This is a genomic window from uncultured Muribaculum sp. (assembly GCF_910583865.1).
Lineage (GTDB): Bacteria > Bacteroidota > Bacteroidia > Bacteroidales > Muribaculaceae > Muribaculum.
This window is the reverse complement of sequence record NZ_CAJTYX010000012.1, coordinates 25,095-51,011: the sequence shown is the minus strand read 5'-3', so window position 1 is coordinate 51,011 and position 25,917 is coordinate 25,095. Positions and strand designations below refer to the sequence as shown.

Annotated in this window: 23 protein-coding genes; 10 read left to right on the top strand and 13 right to left on the bottom strand. The window is 54.3% G+C overall.

Translation table 11 applies throughout. The features are described 5' to 3' along the window. The first annotated feature begins 3 nt into the window (after positions 1-3). From QZ303_RS04270 to raiA, 8 genes are all read left to right on the top strand, one after another. Complete coding sequence (locus QZ303_RS04270) at positions 4-813, top strand: Nif3-like dinuclear metal center hexameric protein (RefSeq protein WP_295729602.1); 810 nt, start codon at positions 4-6, stop codon at positions 811-813. A 2-nt stretch (positions 814-815) separates the two neighbouring features. Then, positions 816-1,595 (top strand): C4-type zinc ribbon domain-containing protein, encoded by a 780-nt coding sequence (locus QZ303_RS04265; RefSeq protein ID WP_295729600.1) that lies wholly within the window; start codon positions 816-818, stop codon positions 1,593-1,595. A gap of 88 nt (positions 1,596-1,683) precedes the next feature. Then, complete coding sequence (locus QZ303_RS04260; RefSeq protein ID WP_295729597.1) at positions 1,684-2,208, top strand: hypothetical protein; 525 nt, start codon at positions 1,684-1,686, stop codon at positions 2,206-2,208. 8 nt (positions 2,209-2,216) lie between these two features. Next, positions 2,217-3,545: a Na+/H+ antiporter NhaC family protein gene (locus QZ303_RS04255; protein ID WP_295729594.1), complete on the top strand. Its 1,329-nt coding sequence runs from the start codon at positions 2,217-2,219 to the stop codon at positions 3,543-3,545. Positions 3,546-3,602: 57 nt separating this feature from the next. Continuing rightward, complete coding sequence (locus QZ303_RS04250) at positions 3,603-5,684, top strand: choice-of-anchor J domain-containing protein (RefSeq protein WP_295729591.1); 2,082 nt, start codon at positions 3,603-3,605, stop codon at positions 5,682-5,684. A gap of 199 nt (positions 5,685-5,883) precedes the next feature. Further along, positions 5,884-6,075, top strand: coding sequence for a 30S ribosomal protein S21 (gene rpsU / locus QZ303_RS04245; RefSeq protein ID WP_068959768.1), 192 nt, complete (start codon positions 5,884-5,886; stop codon positions 6,073-6,075). Positions 6,076-6,184: 109 nt separating this feature from the next. Beyond that, complete coding sequence (locus QZ303_RS04240; RefSeq protein WP_295729586.1) at positions 6,185-7,096, top strand: tyrosine-type recombinase/integrase; 912 nt, start codon at positions 6,185-6,187, stop codon at positions 7,094-7,096. Next, the gene (gene raiA, locus QZ303_RS04235; protein WP_295729583.1) at positions 7,086-7,385 is read left to right on the top strand and encodes a ribosome-associated translation inhibitor RaiA; all 300 of its coding nucleotides are present in this window, start codon (positions 7,086-7,088) and stop codon (positions 7,383-7,385) included. Before QZ303_RS04240 ends, raiA begins: the two co-directional genes overlap by 11 nt. 140 nt (positions 7,386-7,525) lie before the next feature. Here raiA and ruvA read toward each other — a convergent pair whose 3' ends face one another. Genes ruvA through der form a run of 7 tightly spaced genes read right to left on the bottom strand, consistent with a single transcriptional unit; the run spans position 7,526 to position 14,865 of the window. Further along, on the bottom strand, positions 7,526-8,125 hold the full coding sequence (gene ruvA / locus QZ303_RS04230; protein ID WP_295729581.1) for a Holliday junction branch migration protein RuvA: 600 nt from the start codon (positions 8,123-8,125) through the stop codon (positions 7,526-7,528). A 9-nt stretch (positions 8,126-8,134) separates the two neighbouring features. After that, a complete protein-coding gene (locus tag QZ303_RS04225) occupies positions 8,135-9,496 on the bottom strand; it encodes a TrpB-like pyridoxal phosphate-dependent enzyme (protein ID WP_295729578.1) in 1,362 nt (453 codons plus the stop codon). Next, positions 9,496-9,708: an exodeoxyribonuclease VII small subunit gene (gene xseB, locus QZ303_RS04220; protein ID WP_295729575.1), complete on the bottom strand. Its 213-nt coding sequence runs from the start codon at positions 9,706-9,708 to the stop codon at positions 9,496-9,498. The genes QZ303_RS04225 and xseB overlap by 1 nt, the downstream gene beginning before the upstream one ends. 16 nt (positions 9,709-9,724) lie before the next feature. Continuing rightward, positions 9,725-11,083, bottom strand: a complete 1,359-nt coding sequence (gene xseA / locus QZ303_RS04215; RefSeq protein WP_295729572.1) for an exodeoxyribonuclease VII large subunit — start codon at positions 11,081-11,083, stop codon at positions 9,725-9,727. 6 nt (positions 11,084-11,089) lie between these two features. Then, a complete protein-coding gene (locus QZ303_RS04210) occupies positions 11,090-11,716 on the bottom strand; it encodes a DUF3256 family protein (RefSeq protein WP_295729569.1) in 627 nt (208 codons plus the stop codon). A gap of 54 nt (positions 11,717-11,770) precedes the next feature. Beyond that, positions 11,771-13,552, bottom strand: coding sequence for a DEAD/DEAH box helicase (locus QZ303_RS04205; protein WP_295729567.1), 1,782 nt, complete (start codon positions 13,550-13,552; stop codon positions 11,771-11,773). After that, a complete protein-coding gene (gene der, locus QZ303_RS04200; protein ID WP_295729565.1) occupies positions 13,549-14,865 on the bottom strand; it encodes a ribosome biogenesis GTPase Der in 1,317 nt (438 codons plus the stop codon). Before der ends, QZ303_RS04205 begins: the two co-directional genes overlap by 4 nt. Positions 14,866-15,080: 215 nt before the next feature. On the opposite strand from der, the gene QZ303_RS04195 reads away from it, so the two are divergent. Together QZ303_RS04195 and QZ303_RS04190 are read left to right on the top strand one after the other, a co-directional pair. Continuing rightward, the gene (locus QZ303_RS04195) at positions 15,081-16,388 is read left to right on the top strand and encodes a histidine acid phosphatase (protein WP_295729563.1); all 1,308 of its coding nucleotides are present in this window, start codon (positions 15,081-15,083) and stop codon (positions 16,386-16,388) included. A 7-nt stretch (positions 16,389-16,395) separates the two neighbouring features. Next, complete coding sequence (locus QZ303_RS04190; RefSeq protein ID WP_295729560.1) at positions 16,396-17,769, top strand: alkaline phosphatase; 1,374 nt, start codon at positions 16,396-16,398, stop codon at positions 17,767-17,769. Between the two features lie 87 nt (positions 17,770-17,856). Here QZ303_RS04190 and QZ303_RS04185 read toward each other — a convergent pair whose 3' ends face one another. From QZ303_RS04185 to glpB, 6 genes are all read right to left on the bottom strand, one after another. Then, positions 17,857-19,362, bottom strand: a complete 1,506-nt coding sequence (locus QZ303_RS04185; protein WP_295729557.1) for a sulfatase-like hydrolase/transferase — start codon at positions 19,360-19,362, stop codon at positions 17,857-17,859. Between the two features lie 85 nt (positions 19,363-19,447). After that, entirely contained in the window at positions 19,448-20,674 is a 1,227-nt protein-coding gene (locus QZ303_RS04180; protein ID WP_295729554.1) for an anaerobic sulfatase-maturation protein, read from the bottom strand. 103 nt (positions 20,675-20,777) lie between these two features. Then, the gene (locus tag QZ303_RS04175; protein WP_295729551.1) at positions 20,778-21,572 is read right to left on the bottom strand and encodes a glycerophosphodiester phosphodiesterase family protein; all 795 of its coding nucleotides are present in this window, start codon (positions 21,570-21,572) and stop codon (positions 20,778-20,780) included. A 31-nt stretch (positions 21,573-21,603) separates the two neighbouring features. Then, entirely contained in the window at positions 21,604-23,163 is a 1,560-nt protein-coding gene (locus tag QZ303_RS04170) for an MFS transporter (RefSeq protein ID WP_295729548.1), read from the bottom strand. A 155-nt stretch (positions 23,164-23,318) separates the two neighbouring features. Beyond that, positions 23,319-24,623 (bottom strand): anaerobic glycerol-3-phosphate dehydrogenase subunit GlpC, encoded by a 1,305-nt coding sequence (gene glpC / locus QZ303_RS04165; protein WP_295729545.1) that lies wholly within the window; start codon positions 24,621-24,623, stop codon positions 23,319-23,321. Then, positions 24,620-25,888 carry an anaerobic glycerol-3-phosphate dehydrogenase subunit GlpB gene (gene glpB, locus QZ303_RS04160; protein ID WP_295729542.1) on the bottom strand — a complete coding sequence of 423 codons (1,269 nt, stop codon included), beginning with the start codon at positions 25,886-25,888 and terminating at the stop codon, positions 24,620-24,622. Before glpB ends, glpC begins: the two co-directional genes overlap by 4 nt. Positions 25,889-25,917 lie beyond the last annotated feature (29 nt).

Here is a 25,917-nt window from a genome sequence, read left to right as displayed (position 1 = left end):
TTCATGAACATCACAGTAATGAACATCACCATTGATTCCATAATCGGGGCCATCCAAAAGATGGCCCCTGTTGCTCTCCAGGAGAGCTACGACAACTCAGGGCTACAGCTCGGCGACTCCTCGCGGAAGTGCACTGGCGTGCTACTCTGCGTCGATGTCACCCCGACCCGTGTCGACGAGGCGGTGGCACGCGGGTACAACCTCATCGTCGCCCATCATCCGCTACTATTCCACGGACTGAAGCAGATCACCGGAGCCACCCCGCAACAGCAGGCCGTGATACGCGCCATAGAGCAGGGTATCGCCATCTACTGCGCACATACCAGCCTCGACAACGCCCCTGACGGTGTCAACGCATGGCTTGCCCGCGACCTCGGCCTCGACTACCTTCACCCGCTCATGCCGATTAACGCCGACATGCCAGAAGCCGGTGCAGGAGCTGTAGCCATATCGGCTGTACCACTTACCGCCATGCAACTTGTAGAACGAGTCAAGAAAGCGTGCTCCTCACCTGTGTGCCGTTGCACCGCTCCACCCGAGGGAGCGGTCATAGAGCAAGTGGCCATTTGCGGAGGATCCGGAGGATCAATGATTCCCGATGCCATCGCCTCCGGAGCGCAGGCCTATGTCACCTCCGATGTCCGCTATCACGACTTCCTCGACTACGGCGACCGTATTTTCATCATAGACATAGGCCACTTCGAGTCGGAATCATGCACAAAACGCATTTTTCATCATATAATTACGCAGAATTTTCCTAACTTTGCAGTTAATTATTCCGACTCAGAAAAAAATCCGATAAACTATATTTAGGAATGGCTACTGAAAAGAAATCCGACGGCCTCTCTGTAGAGCAGCGCATGAAAGCTCTCTACGAGCTTCAGACCATACTCTCAGAGATCGACCGCATCAAGCAGATACGTGGCGAACTTCCTCTCGAAGTGAAGGACCTTGAGGACAATATCGAGGGGCTAAAGACTCGTATCGAAAACTATCAGCGCGACATCGAGGACTTCCGCCGCAAGACAACCATCGAAAAGGAGAAGATCAACGAGTCGCAGGCCAAGATCGCCCGCTACAAGGAGCAGCTCGACAACGTGCGCAACAACCGCGAGTTCGATCTCCTGTCTAAAGAAGTCGAGTTCCAGACCCTCGAGATCGAGCTTTCCGAAAAGCACCTCAACGAGTACGCACGCGCCATCGACTCGCGCAATGCCGACATCACGGCCACTGAAGAGAAACTCTCCGACAACCAGCATATCCTCAAGGAGAAGAAAGCCGAGCTTGAAGAAATCGTGTCCGAGACACGCCAGGACGAGGAGCGCCTCCGCGTCCGCGCCAAGGAAATCGAGCCGACAATAGATGAGCGCACACTCAAGGCTTTCAAGCGCATCCGCGACAACGCCCGTAACGGCCTGGGCATCGTCTATATCCAGCGTAACGCATGCGGAGGATGCTTCAACCGAATACCACCGCAGAAGCAGATGGAAATCAAGATGCACAAGAAAGTCATCGTGTGTGAATACTGCGGCCGCATCATGATTGATCCCGAGCTGGCCGGTATCGCCGAGGCGGAAGTAGCTGCCGGAAAATAATTCTACCATAAATTCCAAGCCACACTCACCGGCGGCGTGCCAGCATATCACTGACACACCGCCGGTGAGCATATAGTATATACCCGACATGCCGGAAACAATCGTCACGACCAAGTTCCGCATCTCCCCATCGGCCTATGCCTCAGCCATCATGCGCCAATGGGCGTCAAAATGGTGGTGGGCGGTAGCTCTCCTACCACTATGCTCCATATCGGCGGCATTTGCCTCCGCCGACATCCGCTATCTGATGCTTGCACTCGTGCTCGTGTGTCTCGTCATCCCGCCGGCGATGCTCATCGTCTACTATTATCACGCACTCTCTCCGCATGCGCGCCTCAACATTCCACTACATTCCGTGGCCTGCGACGGCATCGACCTGACAATAGATTTCTTCACCGACGAAAACGATGAAGATGCCTCGGAAAAGCCGGTGTCGACCACTGTTATCAATATGTCCGACATCTGCGGCACGATTCGCTCATCGTCGGCCATCGGACTACTCCTTGACAAAAAACGGCCGGCTCCGATGCTGCTCATTCCCTACTCCTCGTTCCAGTCCTCCACCGCCTTGCAGCGGTTTATCGAATTGCTGAAAGAAAGCCGTCTCTCCTGATATAAAACATGGACAACCAATCCGCTCCTCCACGCATACCGCCCCGTATCGGACTGCTTGCCGTATCGCCGATACTGGTATTCCTCATTTTTTACCTTGTGGTATCCCTCGTAATCGGAGATTTCTACAAGATGCCCATTTCCGTAGCGCTGCTTATCGGCTCGGCCTGGGCTGTAATCATAATGCGCGGCAAGCCGCTCAGCGAACGCGTCGAAATATTCTCTCACGATGCCGGCAGTTCCAACGTCATGTACATGGTATGGATATTCATCCTCGCCGGAGCCTTCGCTTCTATAGCCAAGGAGATAGGCGCTGTAGAGGCCACCGTACATCTGGCGCTGCGGTTTCTTCCTGTCGAGATGCTCATACCCGGACTTTTCGCCGCATCATGCTTCATATCGCTCGCCATAGGCACGTCGGTAGGCACGGTCGTGGCTCTCACCCCGCTCGCCGTAGAGCTTGCCCAGTCCGAGAGCGGCAACGTGCCATTCTTTGTGGCCGTGGTGCTCGGTGGAGCATTCTTCGGCGACAATCTTTCATTCATCTCCGACACAACCATCGCCGCCACACGCACCCAGGGATGCCTCATGCGCGACAAGTTCCGCGTGAATCTATGGATAGCCCTCCCGGCGGCACTGACCTCGCTCGTGCTCTACGTGATCCTCGGTGTGCAGCTACCCGACATGGCCGATCTCACCACATCCAATCCCGTGCTCGTCATCCCTTACCTGCTCATCATACTGCTCGCACTTGCCGGACTCAACGTCACCGTGGTTCTCGCCATAGGCATTGTGGCGGCGCTGCTGCTCGGCATACTCACCGGCCACGACATCATCACCATGTTCGGCTTCATGGGCGCCGGAATAGCTTCAGTGGGCGAGCTGATAATAATCACACTCCTTGCTGCCGGAATGCTCGGACTCATAAAAGCAGCAGGAGGAATCGACTACATCCTACAGCTGCTCACGCGACGTATCAGAGGTCCGCGCGGCGCACAAGGCGGCATAGCCCTGGTGGTAGGCATCGTCAACCTCTGCACCGCCAACAACACTGTCGCCATCATCACCGTAGGGTCGCTTGCCGCCTCCTTGTCGCGACGCTTCGGCGTAGATCCACGCAAGACGGCCTCCTTGCTCGACACTGCGTCGTGCATCGTGCAGAGCCTCATACCCTATGGCGCCCAGACCCTCCTCGCCACGTCGCTCGCCTCAATATCCCCGGTAGCACCGTGGCCCTACCTCTACTATCCATGGGCACTGATCGTGTTTCTGCTCCTCTCCATAGTGTTCCGCTTCCCGAGGCTTGACACGCGACACCCGCTGAAAACGGTCCCCTGACCACTCCGCGACATCATCCACGACCACTCATTTCAACACAACAAAACTATCTGACATATGAATCTGACTCTACGACTATCTGCTGTAGCGATTGCCACCGTTATAATGACCTGCGGCATGCAGGCCGCCGAAAAACGCTTTTACGCCTCGGTCTACAGTTCCAACGAATGGAAAGAATATCCCCGGCTGTCGGAAATAGGGATGTACAGCTTCGGCCTTGACACTCCCGACCGACAGCTCGTCAAGTCCGACTCCGACATCGATGCCGGCGGAGGCGGCGTCATGACCGAGGATTTCTATTTCTGCACGAAGGAATCGACCGACTACGGATTCACCGAGGTCACCCACTTCACTTTCAAACCCGACACGTGGGAATACAACTCACAACTGTTCGGCGGCGTCCACGGCGTAGCCACCGACCTTGCCTACGACCACACCACTGCCAAGATTTACGGATGTTTCTATACAGATCCCGACATGGGCGAAACCGCCGGGAAATACGTGTTCGGCACTATCAACGAGGCCACAGGCGAACGCCGTGCCATAAAGGAGATAGACACTCCGTGGATAGCTCTCGGATGCACACGTTCAGGACAGCTCTATTCCGTAGGGATGGATGGCACTCTATGGAAGGTCGACAAGACTAAAGGTGACACGGAGAAGATGGCAGACCTCGGATTCACCGCCAACCGACGCTCTACAGGAGCAATCGACACTTCTACAGGCATTTTCTACGTAGTCGTCACAAACGAGGATTCTTCCACTCTCGACGATTATGGCTACAGTGTCAGCAAGTCGGAGCTTTATGCCGTCGACTTGAGCACAACCACAGCGACCCTCGCCTATGAATTCGCCGACGGCGAAGCCATAGGCGGCATGTATATCCCGGGCCCATTGGCCGATGACAACGCTCCAGCCGCACCATCCGGCATGACACTCAAATTCAACGGCGGAGCGCTCGACGGCATTGTATCCTTCACGATGCCCGACAAGACTTTCGGCGGTTCAACCCTTGAAGGTGAAATTGACTATCTGGTGCGTGCCAACGGATCACTGTTCGCACGGGGCACGGCTGCTCCAGGCGAACAAATTGAAGCCAAAGGGAAAGTCGACGAGGACGGCCAATATGAATTCGTGCTCGAACTTACCAACAAAGCCGGACGAGGCCCGAAAGCCAAGGCCTCGCAATGGATAGGCCACGACACTCCCGTGAAACTCACATCGGCCGGCCTCAGCTATGCCGACGGCGCATTCACGCTCACATGGGCACACCCCACAGCCACCGAACATGGAGGATACATGGACGCGTCGATGCTGACCTACGACGTGACCCGTCTGCCCGATAACGTGCAGGTTGCCTCGGCGACTACCGCGACGAGCCTCATTGACGCCGTGGCGATTCCGGAGCAGATGACCGGCTACTCCTACCGCATCGACATGTCGTATCGAGGAAAGATGGTCAGCACCTACACAACCCCGGCCTATCGCCTCGGATCGGTATCGCTTCCCTATGTGCTCGACTTCGACAAGGAGGACAGCTTCGCCGACCTGACAATAATCGACGTCAACGGCGACCGCAACGAATGGTACCGAGAAGAATACTGGTATATCGAGGCTCTTGACCTTGAGTGTACCGCCGCCATGTACCCCTACTCATCGACAAACAAAGCCGATGACTGGATGATACTCCCGTCCCTATCTTTCGAAGGAGGTGTCGCGTACACTATCAGCTTCCAGGTGTCCACAGCCAGCGAGTCGTGCCCGGAGAGACTTGCGGTTTACTACGGCACTGCACCGGTGCCATCCGCGCTGACCACCCCCATTCTCGCTGAAAAAGAGTATGCTATCTACGATCCCGTTGATGAGAGCATCACATTCACTCCCACTGCCGACGGACTCTACCACATCGGCTTCCATGCATGCTCCGAAGCTGACGGTGCAGGACTCGCCCTGCGCAACATCACCGTCGACAGCGCAGCCTCGTCGGCAATCGACAGCATTCCCGCCGCCCCCGCCCTTTCCAACCGGACGGTGGAGGTCTATAATCTCCAGGGGGTGCGTGTCGACAGCGATGTACGTGGAGGCATGTTCATAGAAGTCCGTGCAGACGGCTCCACACGCAAAATCCTCCGCCCCTGACCGCTCCCAATAGAATAATATATAACCCTATATGACAGATGGATGACCCGATCATTGGCCATCCATCTGTTTTTACACGTTATCTCATTGATACACGTCAAAATGAGGTGTTAAAAATTTTGCGGTTTGGAAAAGTATGCGTAATTTTGTCGCGCAAAATGCAAAATCTAAAAAAACAACATAAAATCAACAACTAAACATGATCATCGTACAAGTCAAAGAAGGCGAGAACATCGAAAGAGCTTTAAAAAAGTTTAAGAGAAAATTTGAAAAGACCGGCATCGTAAAAGAGCTTCGCAGCCGCCAGGCTTTTGAAAAGCCCTCCATCACCAACCGCAAGAAGATGATGAAGGCCGTCTACGTACAGAAACTGCGCATGGTCGAGGAGTAATCCTACTCATTTTTCCTCCATATTATTTGGACATATCCAAAGAAAGAGTTAAATTCGCTTTCGACACATCCGGATAGCCGAAAAAAGCATCCGGGAAAAAGCGAATATCATGCTCGACTCTTTCTCGACATATATACGGTGTGAACTGAATTATTCAGTACACACCGTTTCTGCATATATGCGTGATTTGCGCCAATGGGCCGATTTCGCCACTGACAGCCATCCGGAGCGACTCGACCCTCTGAGCGTCACCACCTCCGATTTGCGTCTATGGCTCGGACATATGGCTGCAGAGGGCGACTCGTCGCGCACAATACGCAGGAAGATGTCGTCGTTGCGGGCATTTTTCAGCTATCTCGCCAAACACCGCGGACTGGTCGTGAACCCGGCAGCAGACCTGCACCAGCCTAAGACCGACAAACCGCTCCCAGTGTATGTACGTCAGGGGGAGATGTCGTCGATACTCGCCGACGACTTCGACCGTACCGACTTCACCGAGGTGCGCGACCGTCTCATCATACTCATGTTCTATTCCACCGGCATGCGTACCACCGAGCTTGAATCGCTACTTGATGCCGACGTGAGCATGGCAAGGCGTGAACTAAAAGTACACGGCAAGCGTAATAAGGAAAGAATAATCCCTTTCGGGGATGAACTGACCGAGATGATTGACCTATACAGGCGCCTGCGCGACGCGACAGTCGAAGGCATCGCGGCCCCGCAGTTCTTTGTGAGGCCCGACGGTGAGCCGCTCTACCGGCGGCTCATATACAGGGTGGTACACGGGACACTCGAAGGCCGTACGGTGGCGGCAAGAAGAAGCCCCCACGTGTTGCGCCACTCATTTGCCAGCGACATGCTCAACAACGGTGCCGACCTCTTCTCAGTGCAACAACTTCTCGGCCATAAATCATTAGAGACCACACAGGTGTACACCCATATCACCTATCAGGAACTTAAACAAAATTATCAACAGGCACATCCTCGTGCCGCAAAGAAAGGAGGAAACCATGGAAGTTAACATCAAGTCAATCCACTTCGACGCAACTGAAAAGCTCCAGGACTTCATCGCGAAAAAACTCAACAAGCTCTCTCGCCGTTTCGAAGCCATCACAAAAGCCGACGTGACCCTCAAGGTGGTCAAGCCGGAAACCTCGATGAACAAGGAAGCCGCCATAAAGATAACCATCCCCATGCAGGAAGAATTCTATGCCTCGAAAATCGCCGACACTTTCGAAGAGGCTGTCGATCTCTCCCTTGAGGCCATCGAACGCCAGCTCCAACGCATCAAATCGCAAAAAGAATATTGACAACAAGACAAATCCAGAAATAATCAATCCAGGGAAATCCTGTAAATGATACGCAGCGGAATCTCGCTGCATGACCGAAAATAAACGAGCGGGGCTGTATCGAGAATATCAATACAGCCCCGCCCATGTTATTATCAAGTTTACAGGAGAGCGAGAGCCTTGCGGATGGCGGTCTCGACCTTGAGGGAAGGATCGTCGGCGAATAGCTTGTTGAGCACTTTCTGGGATGCCGCTTTGGTGAAGCCGAGCATCACGAGGGCTGTCAACGCCTCGTCGAACACTTCGGAATCGGGGGCGGCCAACTGCGCGACGCCCACGTCGTCACCCGGTTTCACCTTGTCCTTCAGGTCGACTATCACTCGCTCGGCAGTCTTTGCACCGATCCCTTTCACGGCTTTCAGACGACGCGTGTCGCCGGAGACAATCACCTGCTCAAGCTCTGCCACGGGGATAGAAGAGAGCATGATGCGTGCCGTGGAGGCTCCGACCCCGCTGACACCGATAAGCAACCGGAAAAGCGCGCGCTCACGTTCGGTGGCAAAACCGTAGAGAAGCCACGCGTCCTCACGGATCACCTCGTGGCAGAGAAGCTTGACTGTGGAGTGTGCAGCCAGCTCCGGCTCAAGGGCGGTATATGTCGGCAAAGTTATAGCCATTGAATATCCGACTCCGCCTACTGTCTCGACTACGGCATCAGTCGGCGTCAGCTCCATAAGAGCACCTTTCACATACTCGATCATAGTGTCCCGTCAAATCAGATGCTGGAGCGATGAAGTGGTACGTGCCACATCCTCGTCAGTAACCTCATGATTGGCAAGGTCGCCTGCTATATACTGGTCGTAGGCCGCCATGTCAATCAGCCCATGTCCCGACAGATTGAACAGAATCACGGGAGCTGTGCCCTCCTCGTTGGCGCGCTTTGCCTCGCGTATGGCTGCGGCTATGGCGTGGGAACTTTCAGGAGCGGGAATTATGCCCTCGGCACGTGCGAACAGAGTGGCGGCGGCGAAAGTCTCGAGCTGGGGAATGTCAACTGCATCAATCATGCCGTCGCTGCGCAACTGACTCACAACGGCACCTGCACCATGATAGCGCAGTCCGCCGGCATGGATGTTGGCCGGGGAGAAATCATGGCCGAGGGTGTACATGGGGATAAGCGGAGTGTAGCCCGCCTCATCGCCGAAATCATATTCAAGCACACCGCGTGTGAGTTTAGGACACGACGCAGGCTCCGCCGCGATGAATCTCGTGGAGCGCTCGCCGGAGAAGTTGTGACGCATAAACGGAAACGATATGCCGGAGAAGTTTGAACCTCCACCGAAGCATCCGATCACCACGTCGGGATACTCTCCGGCCATCTCCATCTGTTTCTCGGCCTCAAGGCCGATAACGGTCTGGTGAAGTGCTACATGATTGAGCACAGATCCGAGCACATACTTGCAGTTGGGCGTAGACATGGCCAGCTCGACGGCCTCTGAAATCGCCGTGCCGAGCGAACCCTGATAGTTGGGATGCTCGGTGATGATCTTTCGACCGGCTTTTGTCGACATCGACGGCGAGGCTATGACCTCGGCTCCGTAGGTCTGCATGATTGACCGGCGATAGGGTTTCTGGTTGAATGAAATCTTCACCATGTACACAGCCAACTCCAATCCGAAATGCTTGGCGGCAAGCGACAAGGCGGCCCCCCACTGCCCGGCGCCGGTCTCGGTTGTGATGTTGGTGACACCCTCCTTCTTCGCATAATATGCCTGAGGCACGGCAGAGTTGAGTTTATGCGAACCGACAGGGCTTACGCTCTCGTTCTTGAAATATATGTGGGCCTTCGTGTCAAGCGCCTTTTCAAGCCCGCGTGCACGCACGAGCGGTGTCGGACGCCATATGCGGTACATGTCACGCACTTCTTCGGGGATTTCAATCCAGGTGTCTGTGGTATTGAACTCCTGAAGCGATGCCTCGCGGGTGAATAGCGGCATAAGGTCCTCGGGACTGAGAGGCTTGTGAGTGGCCGGATCAAGCATCGGACGAGGCTTCACCGGCATCTCGGCCATTACGTTATACCATGCGACGGGTATGTCTTTCTCTGTAAGTATGAATTTCTTTGATTCCATTACTTCTGGGGGTTAAGTATTGTTTGCAACTCGCGGTCGGTGTCTGTAAGACGGCGACGGCATTCCGACAACAATTCCGTGGCCCGGCGCGTGTATGCCGCGAGCAGGTCGATATCGAGCGTGTCGGACTGCATCATCCGTAATATTTCTTCAATCTCGGCGACAGCCTGTGTATAGGTCATGTCGCTCACAGGTGTAAATTTCGGAGACATTCTATGGTAGATGTTGTTATTTTACTGTTGAGATAATTTCGCCCCGGGCCAGAGTGGTGCGTATCACGACTCCCGGCGACACCTGCGACGCGTCGGTCAGCGCATGTCCGTCAACCCGGGTGATGGAATAGCCTCGGCGCAACGTGGCCTCGGGTGACAAAGCATCAAGCAACTGACCCATAGCATCGAGGCGGTTGCGGCGCGTAGACAATGCCGACATACATGCCGTCGACAGCGTGGCGCCAAGCTTTTCAAGATACAGCCGTCGTGGAGCCGTCACAGCCGAAGCCGACTGCGAGAGTGCAAGCGTGAGCCGATCAAGGGCCGATACATGCGGGGATATCGCCCTCGACGATAGCTGCTGAAGCGCCAGAGCATAACGGTCGGTACGCGCATTCGCCCTGGTAAGCATTGCGAGAGGAAGAGACGGTAGACGGCCCTCTATCGTGCCAAGCTGCTCCTTGCAGCCGCTCAGATAGCCCGACACGGCGAGAGCAATGTCCCGCCCCAGCGAATCAAGCCTGTCGATACATTCCTTACCTTTTGCCAAAAGCCATTCAGCGGCGGCGGTAGGTGTCTTTACACGTATGCACGCCACGTAGTCAAGAATGGTGACGTCGCGCTCATGCCCTATTCCCACCATTACCGGCAGTGGGAACTGTGCCACAGCTGCGGCAAGGTCGTAATCCTCGAATCCGAGCAGGTCGGAGGTAGCGCCACCGCCACGGATAATCACCACGATATCCCAGTCATGCTGTTCGCGTTCCACGGCCGCCAACGCCTCCATCACCGAGCACGGAGTACGCTCACCCTGCATAACGGCAGGGAAAAGTCGCGTCACGAAGCGCAGCCTCAGCGGCGAAGTGGAAAGCTGGTTCATAAAATCTCCATACCCGGCGGCACCAGAAGCTGAAATGACGGCAACACGCAGCACAGGCTCTTCCGGCACGAGCGAACGGTTCATGTCGAAGATGCCCTCGCTCTTAAGCCGCGCAATCATCTCATTGCGACGCCTGATCAGGTCGCCCATGGTATAATCGGGATTTACAGCGTTTATCACCAGCGACATACCGTAGACAGGATGCATCGATACGCTCAACCGCACCATCACTTTCAGTCCGGTGGTGAAGTCCCTGCCTGTAGCGGCATAAAATCCCGAACGTATAGCCGGAAATGCACTGGCCCATATGGCCGCGCGGGCTTTCGCGAGGGTGCGTCCCGTAGATTCATCCTTCTGCAACAGCTCCATATAGCAATGGCCGGAGCGCACAGCGACATCGGAAAGCTCCGCAGTCACCCAGACGTTCTGAGTCTCGGGGGTGACCACCAGCCTGGCGATACGTTGGTTGAGTTGCAGTAAAGTAAGGGTTTCCAACGGCTTTTATTTTACACGTGTAAAGCGCGAAGAATCCCAGCGATAGGTAAGTTCCGGAAGAAGCCATGGAGCCACCTGCCCATATATGTCCGGCGAAAGGAAGTCGGACAGGCGATTGGTAAGCGTGAGCGTCTGCGTCTCCGGTGCATACTGTGCCGAAGAGAGCATGAACGGCACAAGAGCATTAACTGCCGTGGAATTCTTCTCGCCTTCCTTGGTCAGCCAGTCGGCAACCGACGGTTGAACGAAAGACTTCGATGCGAGAGGCTTCCAGTTGCGGTCGTACACCCTTACACGGCTGTCGGAGGCAGGCAGGCGCACGGTCTCTATATAGACTATCGCAGTATCTCCGCGCATCGGCAATAGTGCGAGCTGGCAGTCGGAACTGCCCGTAAGGGTAGCCGACAACGACGCAGGCGATAAGGCCGTAATGCGCGACTGACCCTGCATGGAATTCTTCGACGCCGTGGCCGAGCCGCTGTTGAAATAATCTATCATGTCAAGCCGTGTGTTGCGGTCGAGCAACGGCAGCACCGACGCGGGAGCGTCACGGAACGCCGCCGAAGCCGTAATCTGCGAATATGCCACGGCAGTGGCAGCCATAGCCATGAATAGGAGAATTAGTCTGCGCATAAGCGAAAGTTTGTTTATCCAAAGTTATACAATTACCCGGAAAAACACCACTTATTATTTATACTTTTTACCTTTCTTTATGAATTTATCATAATTTCCCGCAGGCTTGCGTCGCTGCTTGCCCTCTTTTGGTGCTTCCGCATCGGAAGCCTTTTTCTTGCGTCGAGAGGCATATGTGTAGTCCTTCTCCGGATCGGCAATCTCGGCGTAGAGCTTCCGTCCCACGAAATCATGGCCCGAAAGCGCATTGACCACCCTACGTGCATCGGCTTTCTTCACATCAAACAGCGAATACCCGGGCATCAAGTCGATTCGGCCAACATCGACACGCGGGCCTTCTACGGTGTGATTGAGAATATCGATAAGGTTTCCGGCAAACAGTCCGTCGCTCTTGCCTGCATTGACGTAGATGCGCGCCATGCCGCGATCGGCGGTACGGCGGTCCTTCTCGCGCGGAGAAATCGATTTGTCCTTCTCCTTGCGTCCGCGTCCGGCCGGCTTCTCGTCGATGAAGTCGATGGTGGGAGCGTCTTTATAGTACTCGAGGAGACGGTTGAATTCGAGCGACAGGATGCGCTTCAGCAAATCCTGCTGCGAGAGCCATCCGAGCTTACGCTCCACGCCACTGAAATACTTGGAAATCTGGTCGTCGTCGACCTGCACCCGCTCAAGCCGGTCAGCAAGGTTGTATAGCTGCTTCTCTATGATATGGTCGGGAGTGGGCACCTCCTGGCGCTCGAACGTCTTGCCGATGCGCTTCTCTATGTCGCGCAGGCGGCTGCGCTCGCGCGAGTGGATTATGGCTATTGATATGCCGGTCTTTCCGGCGCGTCCGGTTCGTCCCGAGCGATGGGTGTATGTGGCCACGTCGTCGGGAAGGCCGTAGTTTATCACATGGGTGAGGTCGCTGACATCAAGACCGCGTGCGGCCACATCGGTAGCCACGAGTATGCGCAACACATGGTCGCGGAATTTCTTCATCACCATGTCACGCTGCTGCTGCGAGAGATCTCCGTGAAGCGAGTCGGCGTTGTAGCCATCCTGAATAAGACGGTCGGCAATCTCCTGCGTTTCCTTTCGTGTGCGACAGAACACGATGGCGTATATGTTGGGATTGTCGTCGGCAATGCGCTTGAGTGCGAGATATTTGTCGCGGGCATGTACCATATAGTAGATATGTCGCACATTCTCGGCTCCTGAATTGCGCACCCCTACCACGAACTCCTGCGGGTCGTGCATGAACCGCTGCGCTATCCTGGCTATCTCCTTTGGCATCGTGGCCGAGAACATCAGCATCTTGCGGCCCTCCGGCACGTGGGTAAGTATGTCGTTGATATCATCGACGAAGCCCATGTTGAGCATCTCGTCAGCCTCATCGAGAATCACGGTGTGCACCTGCTCGAGATTGACCACACCGCGCTTGATCAGATCCATCAGTCGACCCGGCGTAGCCACAATCACCTGCACTCCGTGGCGCAGGGTACGTATCTGGCTCTCGATGCTCGACCCGCCATAGACGGGCAGCACCTTCACTGCCGGCAGATACTTGGAAAAGTCGGCAAGGTCGCTGCTTATCTGCAAACACAGCTCACGTGTAGGCGAGATGATCAGCGCCTGCGGAGCGTTGACATCCTGATTTATGCGCTGCAGCACGGGGAGGCCGAACGCGGCCGTCTTGCCTGTGCCCGTCTGGGCGAGAGCCACCACATCGCCGTCCTCCTGAAGCAGGTGGGGTATGACTTTTTCCTGTACAGGCATCGGCGTCTCGAATCCCATTTCTTCAATAGCACGGCGCAGGGGTTCGTTGACGCCTAATTGTTCAAATGTCTGTGTCATTTTTCTCTCATGAATATGTTGACCGGCGTGCCGGTAAAATCCCATTTCTCGCGTATCTTGTTCTCAAGATAGCGCCGATACGGTTCTTTCACCCACTGGGGAAGGTTGCAGAAGAACACGAAGGTCGGTATGACCGACTCCTTTAGCATGGTCACATACTTGATCTTTATATATTTCCCTTTGTTTGCAGGTGGGGGATAGGCACCGATCACCTCCTGCATGTAGGTATTGAGCTGCGATGTGGGGATGATGCGGTTGCGGTTATGGTAAACGGCGACGGCAGTCTCAAGCACCTTGAATATGCGCTGCTTGGTAAGAGCCGACCCGAATATGATGGGGAAATCTGTGAAAGGGGCAAAGCGCTGGCGTATTGTCTGCTCGAAAAAGCGGATGGCGGCCACCGACTTGTCCTCGACGAGATCCCACTTGTTGACACATACCACGAGACCTTTCTTGTTGCGCTGTATCAGCGAGAATATATTGACATCCTGCGCTTCGATGCCTCTCGTGGCGTCGATCATGAGGATGCATACGTCTGAGGCCTCTATCGAACGGATCGAGCGTATCACGGAATAATATTCGATATCCTCGTTGACCTTGGTCTTTTTACGGATACCGGCAGTGTCGACCAAATAGAAGTCGAAGCCGAACTTATTGTACCGTGTATAGATGGAGTCACGTGTGGTGCCGGCTATGTCAGTAACGATATTACGCTCCTCGCCTATGAACGAGTTGATTATCGACGATTTCCCGGCATTCGGGCGTCCGACGATGGCAAACTTGGGGATGCTCTCCAGATTCTCCACCTCGTCATCGTCGTCAGGAAGGTCTTTCACGATTTCGTCAAGCAGGTCGCCAGTTCCCGACCCGTTAGCGGACGAGACGGTAAACGGGTCACCCAGACCGAGTTTGTAGAATTCGGGCACGTTGTAGATCCAATCATTGGAGTCGACCTTGTTTGCCACAAGAATCACAGGTTTCTTCGAGCGCCGCAGAATCTCGGCCACATGGTCGTCGAGATCGGTCACGCCGTTCATGGCGTCTACCACGAAAAGTATCACGTCGGCCTCTTCTATGGCCAGATGCACTTGCTTGTTGATTTCCGATTCAAAGATATCTTCGGAGTTTACTACCCAGCCGCCTGTGTCCACGATAGAAAATTCCTTTCCTATCCAGTCGACCTTGCCGTACTGACGGTCGCGTGTGGTGCCCGCCATGTCATCGACTATTGCGGTGCGGGTCTGGGTGAGACGGTTGAACAGCGTGGATTTTCCCACGTTAGGCCGTCCGACTATTGCTACAAGTCTTCCCATTTATATACTTGATAATTTTTAAACTGCAAATTTAACATTTCTAAAGATAGCAACCTATCTTATCTCTCTTAATAAACAAGCAATAATCTGCATTGAATGCACATTTAACACTTTTTAGATGTCTTTACATGGCGTGAATCATAGTATTTCGAGTACATGGAGGATAATGGAATCCATCATAAATCGTAAATTTGCAGACATAACCGGACATTATCATGACAACCTCTCTACGCTACACCCTATCATTACTCGCCGTAAGCATTGTGCTCGGCGTGAACGCATCCACAGCTCGGCCCAAGGCCCCCGAGGAGCTGACAAGCCATGAATTCGCGGCACAATACTACGCCTATCCATATACCGACAAGGACGCCCCGCAACTCACGGAATCACCCGCAGGCTATGAGCCATTCCACATAGAGCATTACGGTCGACACGGGTCACGCTGGCTTATCGACCAGCGGGATTATGAATACCCCGTGGCACAGCTTGAGAAGGCCGAGCGCAACGAAGCCCTCACACCCCTCGGCAAGGAGACCCTCGCACTGCTGCGCGACATCGCCGTCAAAGAGAAAGGACGCCGTGAAGAGCTCACCGACATGGGTGCCCTGCAGCACCGGATGATCGGACAGCGCATGGTGATGAACTTTCCCCAGATATTCGCCCCCGGCTCAACGGTCAATGCAAAATCAACCGTAGTGATCCGATGCATACTCTCGATGGTCAACGAACTCAACTCCATCAACAAACTCGCCCCCGGAGTCAACGTCCTGACCGACGCGAGCAACGCCGACATGCATTACATGAACTTCGACGATTCCGTGGGGGTGAAGATACGCAAGACCGTAAAGAAAAAGGAGCTGAAGAAGTTCCAGGCGAAATATCCTGAAAAGGGTGGTTATCTCGCCCGTCTGGTAAGCAATCCCGACTTCATCCGCGACAGTCTCGACAACAGCCTCATCGAGCGACGTCTTTGGAGAGTACTTGCCAACATGCAGAGCCACATCGGGATGCCCTGGCTCGTCGACAGCGTATTCTCCCGCGAGGAGCAGCGCAGCCAGTGGCTCCGCTCCAACGCCAACTGGTTTGTCGATGCAGGCAACAGCCGCCTCACGCGCCACCGTGCACCCTACAGCCAGCGCAACCTGCTGCTAAACTTCATTGAGAGTGCCGACACGGCCATGACATCGGCGGCGACAAGCGCAAACCTGCGCTTCGGCCACGACGGTATGGTGCTTCCGCTCACTGTGTTGATGGAACTTAACGACTACGCCCGCGAAATCAACAGCCTCGACGAACTTGAGCAGTCGGGATGGTACTGCCACGACATCATACCTATGGCCGCCAACATACAGATGATATTCTACCGGCCTATCGGGTCGACAGACCCGGATGACGTATTGGTCAAGGTGCTTCTCAACGAAAACGAGACCACCCTTCCGGGCAAGCCCGTGAACGGCCCTTATTATTCATGGAAGATACTCCGCAAATATTATCTCGACAAACTCAACTCCATACCTGAATAAAACAATCATGAAAAGATTTACCACATTTCTCCTGCTCCTCCTGACTTTAGCCATATCGGCAACAGCCGGCGAGGCCAGATACATATTCTATTTCATCGGCGACGGTATGGGTCTGGGGCACGCCATGGGGGCCGAAGCCTACAACCGTACCGTAGCCGGCAACGACACGCCGATAACGATGATGCAGTTTCCGATAGCATCGCAGTGCACCACACACTCCGCATCGTCGCCGGTGACCGACTCTGCGGCGGCAGGAACCGCCCTCGCCACCGGAAGCAAGACGCTCAACCGCATGCTCGGCATGGCCCGCGACTCTACCAACCTGACCTCAATCGCCACGCAGTTGCAACAGCAAGGCTACGGAATAGGGATAATAACCACTGAAGATGCCGACGACGCCACGCCGGGAGCATTCTATGCCCACGTGTCAGACAGGGGGATGTTTTATGAAATCGGATGTGATGCAGCACGATGCGGGTTCGACTTCATCGCCGGGCGCAACCTGCGCGGCATGTCGCGCGACGGAAAGCCGACAGACCTCGCCGGCATATTCGCGGACAACGGCGTCGATGTCGTACGCGGCCTTGACGCGCTGGGACGTTCGGAAGCGAAGAAGGTAGTACTGCTCGACAGCCTGTCGTTTCCCGACGTATGGTATTACACAATCGACTCCGTGCCGGGTCTTACGCTGGCATCCATGACCGAATCATGCATGAAGCATCTCAAGAAAAACGGCCGCGACAAATGGTTCATAATGGTTGAGGGTGGCAACATCGACCATGCCGGACATGCCAACGACGCCGGCACCATAATCAAAGAAGTACTAAACTACAACGACGTGATACGCATGGCCTATGACTTCTATCTCGCCCATCCCGACGAGACACTGATAGTCGTCACCGCCGACCACGAGACCGGCGGCATGGGTCTCGGCAACAACGCGCTCGGATATAACATCGACCTGCGGCACTACGACCGGCAACGTGTGTCGAAAGAACGGTTCACAGTCTATTGCCGCGACATCATAAAGTCGGGGAAGCCATATTCATGGGAAGAGATGAAGGATTACCTGAGCCTTATGCTCGGATTCTGGGACGGAGTGCCGGTAAGCGACAAGGACACCGAACGCCTGCGCAAAATCTTCGACAAGGCCATAACCCGCAACGAAGGAACCGACAACCACACCTTGTACAAGACTTTCGACCAGTTCACCGAGACGGTCTACCATATCCTCGACAAGGCCACAGGAATCGGCTGGACATCCAACAACCATACCGCAGGACTCGTGCCTGTATATGCAATAGGCGTAGGTGCGGAGCGCTTCGCCGGATTCAACGACAACACCATGATTCCGTCCAAGATAATGGAATCCGCAAGATAACGCAATCACGATAATACGTGAAGCTATGAAAAAAGGCGGTGTATCACTCAAACATGTGAAACACCGCCTCATCTCATATTAGAGAGATTATTGGTTGACAATCTTGCCGTCGGTCAGAGCCGACAGACGTAGCTTAAGTTTTTCAAGCAGTTCGGGATGGTCTGCAGCAACATTGTGGAGCTGCGCGGGATCCTCGACAAGATTGAAAAGTGCATATTCCTTAAGGTTGCCAAGCTCATTGCCGGTGACATTGCGTGCCTTACCTTTATGAGGAGGTATCATCACCCACGGTCCGGCGGTGCGTAAAGCCACCTTGCTCTTGGCCTCGATCACAAGGTCCTCGCGCTTCGACGCGCCCTTACCCGTGAACGCATCAAGATTTTCGATTCCATCGAGTCCTTCGGGAACTTTACCGCCCACCATCGATGCCAGCGAGGGGAGCAGATCCATCTGGCAGACGAACTCATCGGAATTGAGCGGAGCAATGTGCCCCTTCCAGTAGACGAACAATGGAATATGAGTGCCTCCATCGAAGAGGCTGTATTTTCCACCTCGCCGACCGCCCGTAGGGCTGTGTTCACCCACCTTCTCTACGGCATCGTCAAAGTATCCGTCCTGCAGCACAGGGCCGTTGTCACTTGAGAATATAATCATGGTGTTGTCGAGTATGCCCTCCTTCTCGAGATGTCCGAGAAGTTGTCCCACACACCAGTCAGCCTCAACGATGGCATCGCCGCGCGGGCCCATGGTTGTGGCACCGGCGAAACGTTCGTGGGGCGCACGCGGCACGTGCGGCTCATGTAGCCCGTAGTAGAGGAAGAACGACGTATCGGCATGTGCCGTTATATAATCCTTCATCTTACCGACAAAATAATCGGCCATATCCTCGTCACGCCAACGTGCGGAATGTCCGCCTTTCATGAACCCTATGCGCGGTATACCGTTGACAATGGAGTTGTTGTGACCGTGATGCCACTTCATGCGCAACATCTCCGGATTGTCGATCGCAGTCGGCTCGCCAGGGAAGTTCTCTTCGTAGTTGACATAAATCGGGTCGGACTTGTCGAGGCCGACAACATCTCCATTTTCGATATAGACCGTAGGCACACGGTCGTTAGTGGCGGCAATCAGGCACGAGTAGTCGAATCCAATCTCATTGGCTCCCGGCTTTACAGTCTCGTTCCAGTTTATGTTACCTTTTCCCATACCGAGATGCCATTTTCCTATGGCACCGGTGGCATATCCGGCTTCGCGCATCATTTTGGGAAGAGTAAATTCATCCTCACGGATAAGCAGAGGGGCATCTCCGGGAAGAATCTTGGCGTCGGGATTTTTCCAAGGATACATTCCCGTCATCAGGGCATAACGGCTCGGGGTAGAAGTGGCCGATGTGGCATAGGCGTTGTTGAAGCATACACCGCCACGAGCAAGCCTGTCGATGTTGGGAGTGTGGATGGTCTTTGATCCATAGGCGCTCACGTCGCCAAAGCCGAGATCATCGGCAAGCACCACGATGACGTTTGGCTTACTTTGGCCAGCCGTCCATGCATATCCGGACAGCAGCAAGGAGACAAGGCAGGAGAATTTTCGCATTGGTTTTCAGGATTGGTTTTTGGTTAGAAATCGTATGTCGATATTATATAGACGTCTGAAACCACCAACATGCTAATGTAGGTGCTCAAAAACTTACGTTCATCACATTGGCCGGAGAGCGATGATGGTCGAGTTCGTTTTTCATGAAGTCCATGTAGGGTGCCACATGCTCGAAAAAACGATAGTAGCCACGGCATAGATAATTGAGACCCGGCTCGCCGTCGGGAGTGACGGCAAAGCGGTTTTTAGGACACTCGCCATTGCAGGCAAAGAGATATCGGCACTCCTTGCATTGACGTGGAAGAGTGTCGTACTTATCATTACCGAACTTCTGCTGCCGGTCGCTGTACATCATCTCCACAAGAGTTTCTGTACGGATGTTGCCAAGCCTGTACTCCGGAAACACGAAGTGGTCGCATGAATATACGTCGCCGTTGAATTCCATCACCCCGGCATGCCCGCATGTACGAGCCATGGTGCATACTCCAGGCTGTACTCCGGCCCAGTTGGCAAGCGTAGAGTCAAAAAGCTGTATAAAGTAGCTGCCTACATCGTTTTTCACCCACTCGTCAAATATCGTGCACAGGAATTCGCCCCATTGCTCAGGCGCCACAGAGAAATCGGCCAAAGGAGCATCGGCCGCATCGGCCGGCGATGCAAGATTGCGCCCGTCGGCATGACGCAGGATCCTCTCCACAATAGGGGTAAACTGTATGTAGCGGCACTCTATCTCCTTGAAGAAGCGGTAGAAGTCGAGCGGATAGTCGGCGTTGAAGTCGTTGACCACTGCCAAGGCGTTCCATTCCACTCCATGTTTCTTGAGAAGATTTATGCCGCGCATCACCTTATGGAACGATGGCGCTCCCATGTTGTTGCGCCGGTACTCGTCATGAAACTCCTGCGGACCGTCGACAGACACCCCCACGAGCCAGTTGTTGTCCTTGAAGAAGCGACACCATTCATCGGTGAGCAGCGTGCCGTTGGTCTGGATCGAATTGTCGATGGTAAGCCCGCGCCCGTATCTTTTCTGAAGCTCTATCACCTTCTTGTAGAACGACAGCGGACGCATGAGCGTCTCCCCGCCGTGCCAGCAGAACAGAATCTGAGGCATCGACTGCGACTCGATGTACATCTTTATAAAGCGTTCGAGCATATCGTCGGACATGACGAAGCGACGGTCGGCCAAAGCGTCCTTGTAGAGATTCTTCTTCTCAAGATAGTAGCAGTATTCACATGCGAGGTTGCATGAAGAGCCGGCAGGCTTTGTCATGATGTAGAGCGGACGGGAGAACGGGGTCAGGAGCTGTTCCATACGGGCATCGGTTTACGGAGTAGACTGTAAAAACATATTGGAATACGGGTCAAGGATGCTTCCTGACCCATATTCCAATCATTATACGGAAATATATGGCCTGTTATTTCTTTTTCTTAGATGATTTTGCGTTTTTGGCACTGTCGGCAATCATTTGCTGCACACGCTCCGGATAGTTGGTGGTGATATAGTCCACGCCGTTGTCGATGAAGTACCGGATGTCCTCAGGCTCGTCAACGGTCCATACGTTGACCTTCAGGCCGAGCTTGTGGCACTCTTCCACCCATTCCGGATGCTCTTTGAGAGCCTTGATGGAATAGTCCACGCCGGCCAATCCGAGGCTCTTGATCTTTTTGGGAGCGAGATCGCCGTCTAGGTAGTAGATGGGCACTCCTACGGGGAGCAGCTTCTTGAAGGCCATGCAGGCATTGATTGAGAATGCGATGATGTCGGTGCGGTTGAGGAGCTTGTACTTGCGCAGGGCGTCTACGATTTTCCCGGCCATCTCGTCCTCGCGCACGGGATCCATCAACGATTTCATTTCAAGCACGACATGGATTTTCGGGCGGTTGGAAAATTCCGCCAGATACTCGTCGAGAGTGGGCACAGTCTCTCCGTTGTCGAGACGTATCTGCTGCACCTTGGCATAGGAATCCTTCTCGAACTGCACACCCTTGAACTTGCGGTCGTGGTTCACCACCAGATGTCCGTCGGAGGTCATCCAGACGTCGAGTTCGGAGCCGTAGACACCTACGGAGTCGGCTTTCACTAGCGAACGGATAGAGTTCTGCGCCGAGCCGGGCGCTGTCCAGTAGCCACGATGGGCCACTACTTTCTGTGCGGTAATCGTACCGGCGCAGAGTGCCATTACGGCACCGATGATTGCAAAGCGTTTCATTGGTTTAATGGTATAGTATGGTTGAATATGTTTATTCATCGGTCGATGCAGGGCCGTCACCGTTACGGGCTATGTTCTCCTCGGCTTCCGCCACATTGCGAGCCTCTGAGGCATAAAATGCCTGCGAGCGGGCATACCCGTCGCGCGGGGCGAGCCACATGGTGGCGAATGTGATCGCACCGAGCACACCCACCCCGATTATGAGATAGAACACCATGTCCCATCCATACTTATCGGCAATTATGCCGACTCCTATGGCAGATAGGAAAGAGCCTACGTAGCCGAATATCCCGGCCAGACCGTTGGCCGTGGCAGCGGCTTCCTTGGTGGCCTGATTGGCCGATCCGATCCCTATCAGAGCCTGAGGTCCGTAAATGAAGAACCCGGCACCGGCCAGAAGTGCGATAGAACCGACTACCGGCATTCCCGGGAACATGATGAAGCATGCCATGAATATGGCGGCAGCCCCCATGCAGACAAGACACATCCTGTGGGCCTTTCCATTAAATATGTGGTCGGTGGCCCATCCCGCCGCGATAGTACCTACAATAGCAAACAGCTCAAACACGGCGACAGACCATGCCGCGGCCTCTATGCTCATGCCGCGCGACTCGGTGAGGAACTTCGGCCCCCAGTCAAGGATACCCATGCGCATGACGTAGACGAACACATTGGCTATGCACAGCGTCCAAATCCACCGGTTGGTCCACACCATCACTTTCAGGAAACGTCCATGCGAAGGATTCTTAGCCCCGCTTCCGGTGCTCTTGCCGGTCTTTGTGCCGGGGAGTTCCGGAAGTCCCACCGACTGGGGATCGTCACGCAGACCGAAGTAAAGCCATGCGGCTCCTGCCACAGCTATGACCGCCGGAATCCAGAAACACCATTTCCAGGCATCCCAATGTGTGGCATACTGGAGTATCTGGTTCATACCCTCGGCTGTTGACGGATCAAGCTTGAGATTGGCAGCTATGCGGTTGATAATCTCCGGATTGCTACTCAGGTCGGTGCCCATCGAACCCATGATGTAGCCGCAAGCTATCACTGCCGCACCCGCACCGATAGAGTGTGATGTGTTCCATATCGACATTTTGGTGGCAAGTTCCGACGGGTGTATCCAGCATGGAAGCAGTCGCGCACATGGCGGATAACCAACCCCCTGGAATGCCTGGTTGAGGACGATGGTCACGCCCATCACGAGGATGAGCATATTAATCAAGTCAGGACCATCGGACACTCCTGTTATCCATGACGATATGTTCACTCCGAAGCCAAACGCGAAGTTACTCGCCGCGCAGAGCAGCAAGCCTATCGCCATGATGGTACGGGCGCTGAACTTATCGACAATAAAGCCGTTGGCGAAGCGCGAGAAGCCGTAGACAAGCGAGCCTATGCCTATCACTATGCCGAAACTTGTGTTGGATATGCCGTACTGGGCTGTCAGACCGGGCATTGCCAACGAAAAATTCTTGCGCACAAAGTAATAGATGGCGTATCCTACCATCGACACGACGATGGTGCGCAACTGCCAGGATTTAAAGCGTCTGGTCACCTCCGGATCCCATGACGCGTAGATGTTGTTTTTTCCCATTTTCAAAAGTGTTTCCCGTGGCGGGAATAGATTGATTGGTTGTTATGATTTCGATATATCCGTCAGTATCCTGTGTCTGAAACCGGGGTGCGTACGACGTGGTACCGTGCGCTCCACCCGATTTCAGACACATAGTACCGTCATTCTATTAGGAATCAGAGAAGGCCGTTCAAACGGCGTGTCTCCTCTATATCGAGCGCCTCGGCGAATATACTTATCGGATTGTCTACATGCACTCCGGTCGACATCTCGATCTGCCACTTGCACGTCTCGCAATCGGTGGCCACACTGTCGATGCCTGCATGCCGTATCTGCTCGAACAGCACGTCGCCTATCTGCTGAGAGTACCTGTAATTCTCTTTCTTGAACCCGTAAGTCCCGGCGATTCCGCAGCAGGCCGACTCCAGCGGAACAAACTCCAGTCCAGGAATCATCTTCAGCAAAGACGTGGAGTATATGGCCCAACCCAGTTTTTCCATGTGACACGGCGTGTGATATGCCACACGTCGGCGGAAGTCGGAGCGGAACGCAACCTTTATCTTACCTTCGTCGAGAAGTTTATATATGAAGCGTGTGGCAAGCTGTATATGCTCGCGAACGTCGGCGGTGTCCATGTCGAGAATATGGCGGTATTCGTCACGCATTGTCAGCGTACATGTCGAGCTGGTGGTAAGCACTTCCATGCCCTGCCCCACCGACTTGCGTATCGATGCGAGATTGATCTCGGCATCGCGGCGTGCTGCATCCACAAGATTGTTGGCGATCTTCGCAACACCGCAGCATTTCTCCTTTTCAAGAAGATTGACTCCGTAGCCAACGGCATTCATCACATTCACGAAGTCCTTGCCAAGCTGCGGGTAGTTGTAATTGACATAGCATCCGTGGAAGTAGCTCACCTGACGCGCATACCGCGCCTGATCCTTAGCGGCATGGCGCTTGAACCATGACGTGAAGGTTGTGTGGCTGTAGGATGGGAACTGGCGGTGCTTATCTATCCCCATCACCTTGTCGAGCACCACTTTCATCGGCTTAAGATGGAGCATGCCGTTGACAATCGGAGCGAACGGGGTAGCCATCGTGCCGACGAAGTCTGTCGACGCGAGCATCTTGTCGCGTAGCGAAGGCTTTTTCTTGCTGTAGTGCACACGCGCCGACTGTATGATGTCGCCAATGCGTACATTGGAGGGACACGCCACTTCACATCTCTTGCAGTTGAGACAATACTTCAGTGCTTCATCGTAGTAGAACGGTTTCTTCAGACGATAGCGTTCGCCGTCGGGACCGGCCTGCTTCGGGCCGGGGAAGTCCGGATTAACCGGAGTCACCGGACAGTAAACGGTGCAGATCGTACACTTTATGCAATCCTCAAAATTATTGTCGCTTATGTTGGTTGCCTGATAGCAGGGACTTTTCAGCGACTGCACACGTGCCTCCGAAGGGCTTATTGCAGGGTTGCTCATAGCTTGCCTCCTTTCTTTCCGTTAAGTATCTGCTCGGATACTTTGAATGATGTCATCAAGGTTATGCCGGCTCCGGACTCCTCTTTCAAGGCATTGCATCCTCCTATCACCGCACCTACAGCGAACAGATTATCGATGGTCACACCGTGATGGCTCGCACGCAGCGACTCATCGGTGACGATGCCGTAATGCTCGAAATTCTGTTCCTTGTACAAGTCGGGAGCACACCAATCCGGCCTGTCGGCGTCGGCCACTACATCCAGGCCGAATATAGGCTCGAACACCCGGTCGGGGTTAGCCTCAAGTCCGTGGCTCAGGAACGAGCCTGAGGCAATGACATAGTTGTCGGCGGCAAGAGGCATGTCGGACAGATTGGCGGTGTGAATCTCCTTCAACCGACCGCCGGAGATCGTACCACCGGTGACAGTGTCGCCAAGGAGATATGTTCCGCCATGACTGTGGAACCATGTGCGCAGCTTCATCTGCGCCCTCATTCCGCCCACCGACATAGGTATGGTTGAGACCATGTAGAGCGGCACTTTCACCTGCTCCCGAAGGACTTTCACCGGCGACTCGTCGAACAGTCCCACCACAGCCGGCATTACCACAGTGGTAGCGCCGGTCTCATCGACAAAACGGTTGATATGGTGGGAGACATCGAGAATCACCTTCCCGTCAAGCACTCTCGCCATGTTGGTGGCACGCATCTCGGTGGCGCTCTTGCGCAGATGCTGTAGTGAATCAAGAGTGAACGTTCGGCTCACAGTCTCTATTCCCGCCTTCTCCAGTCCGCGAGCTATGAACTGAGGATAAAAGTCGAGATATCCACTTATATTCACCAGAAGAGTCTTTCCCCACGGGAGTGAACTGCTGTCGGCTACCGTGGCATATCCCTCCATCGAGAGCCAGGCCGGCTTGAACATTCCTATCGGGGTGAGGCGGTAGTGGTTGCGTCTCTCGTCGCCATACAGGGAGATTCCGGCATCGGCAAACAGAGGCCGGACCTGCGGGATATAACGCCGTATATTGTCGATTCCTACCTTGCCGTAGGGGTGCGATTCGTGCAGTGTGGCGATAAGTTCGAGCGGGTTGTCGACAACATCCTTCCCGTCATGATGTCCATATAATCCGAACGAGCCGGAATTGAAATGCAGGGCGCTCTGTCCGGCCGATATGATGACCACCTTCTGCCCTTGGCGCAGCAGATTTATGCCCGTGACCAGGCCACCCATGCCTCCGCCTATTATTATGGTATCATATTTCATGTCTATACAGTTGGCTGAATTTCGGTTGA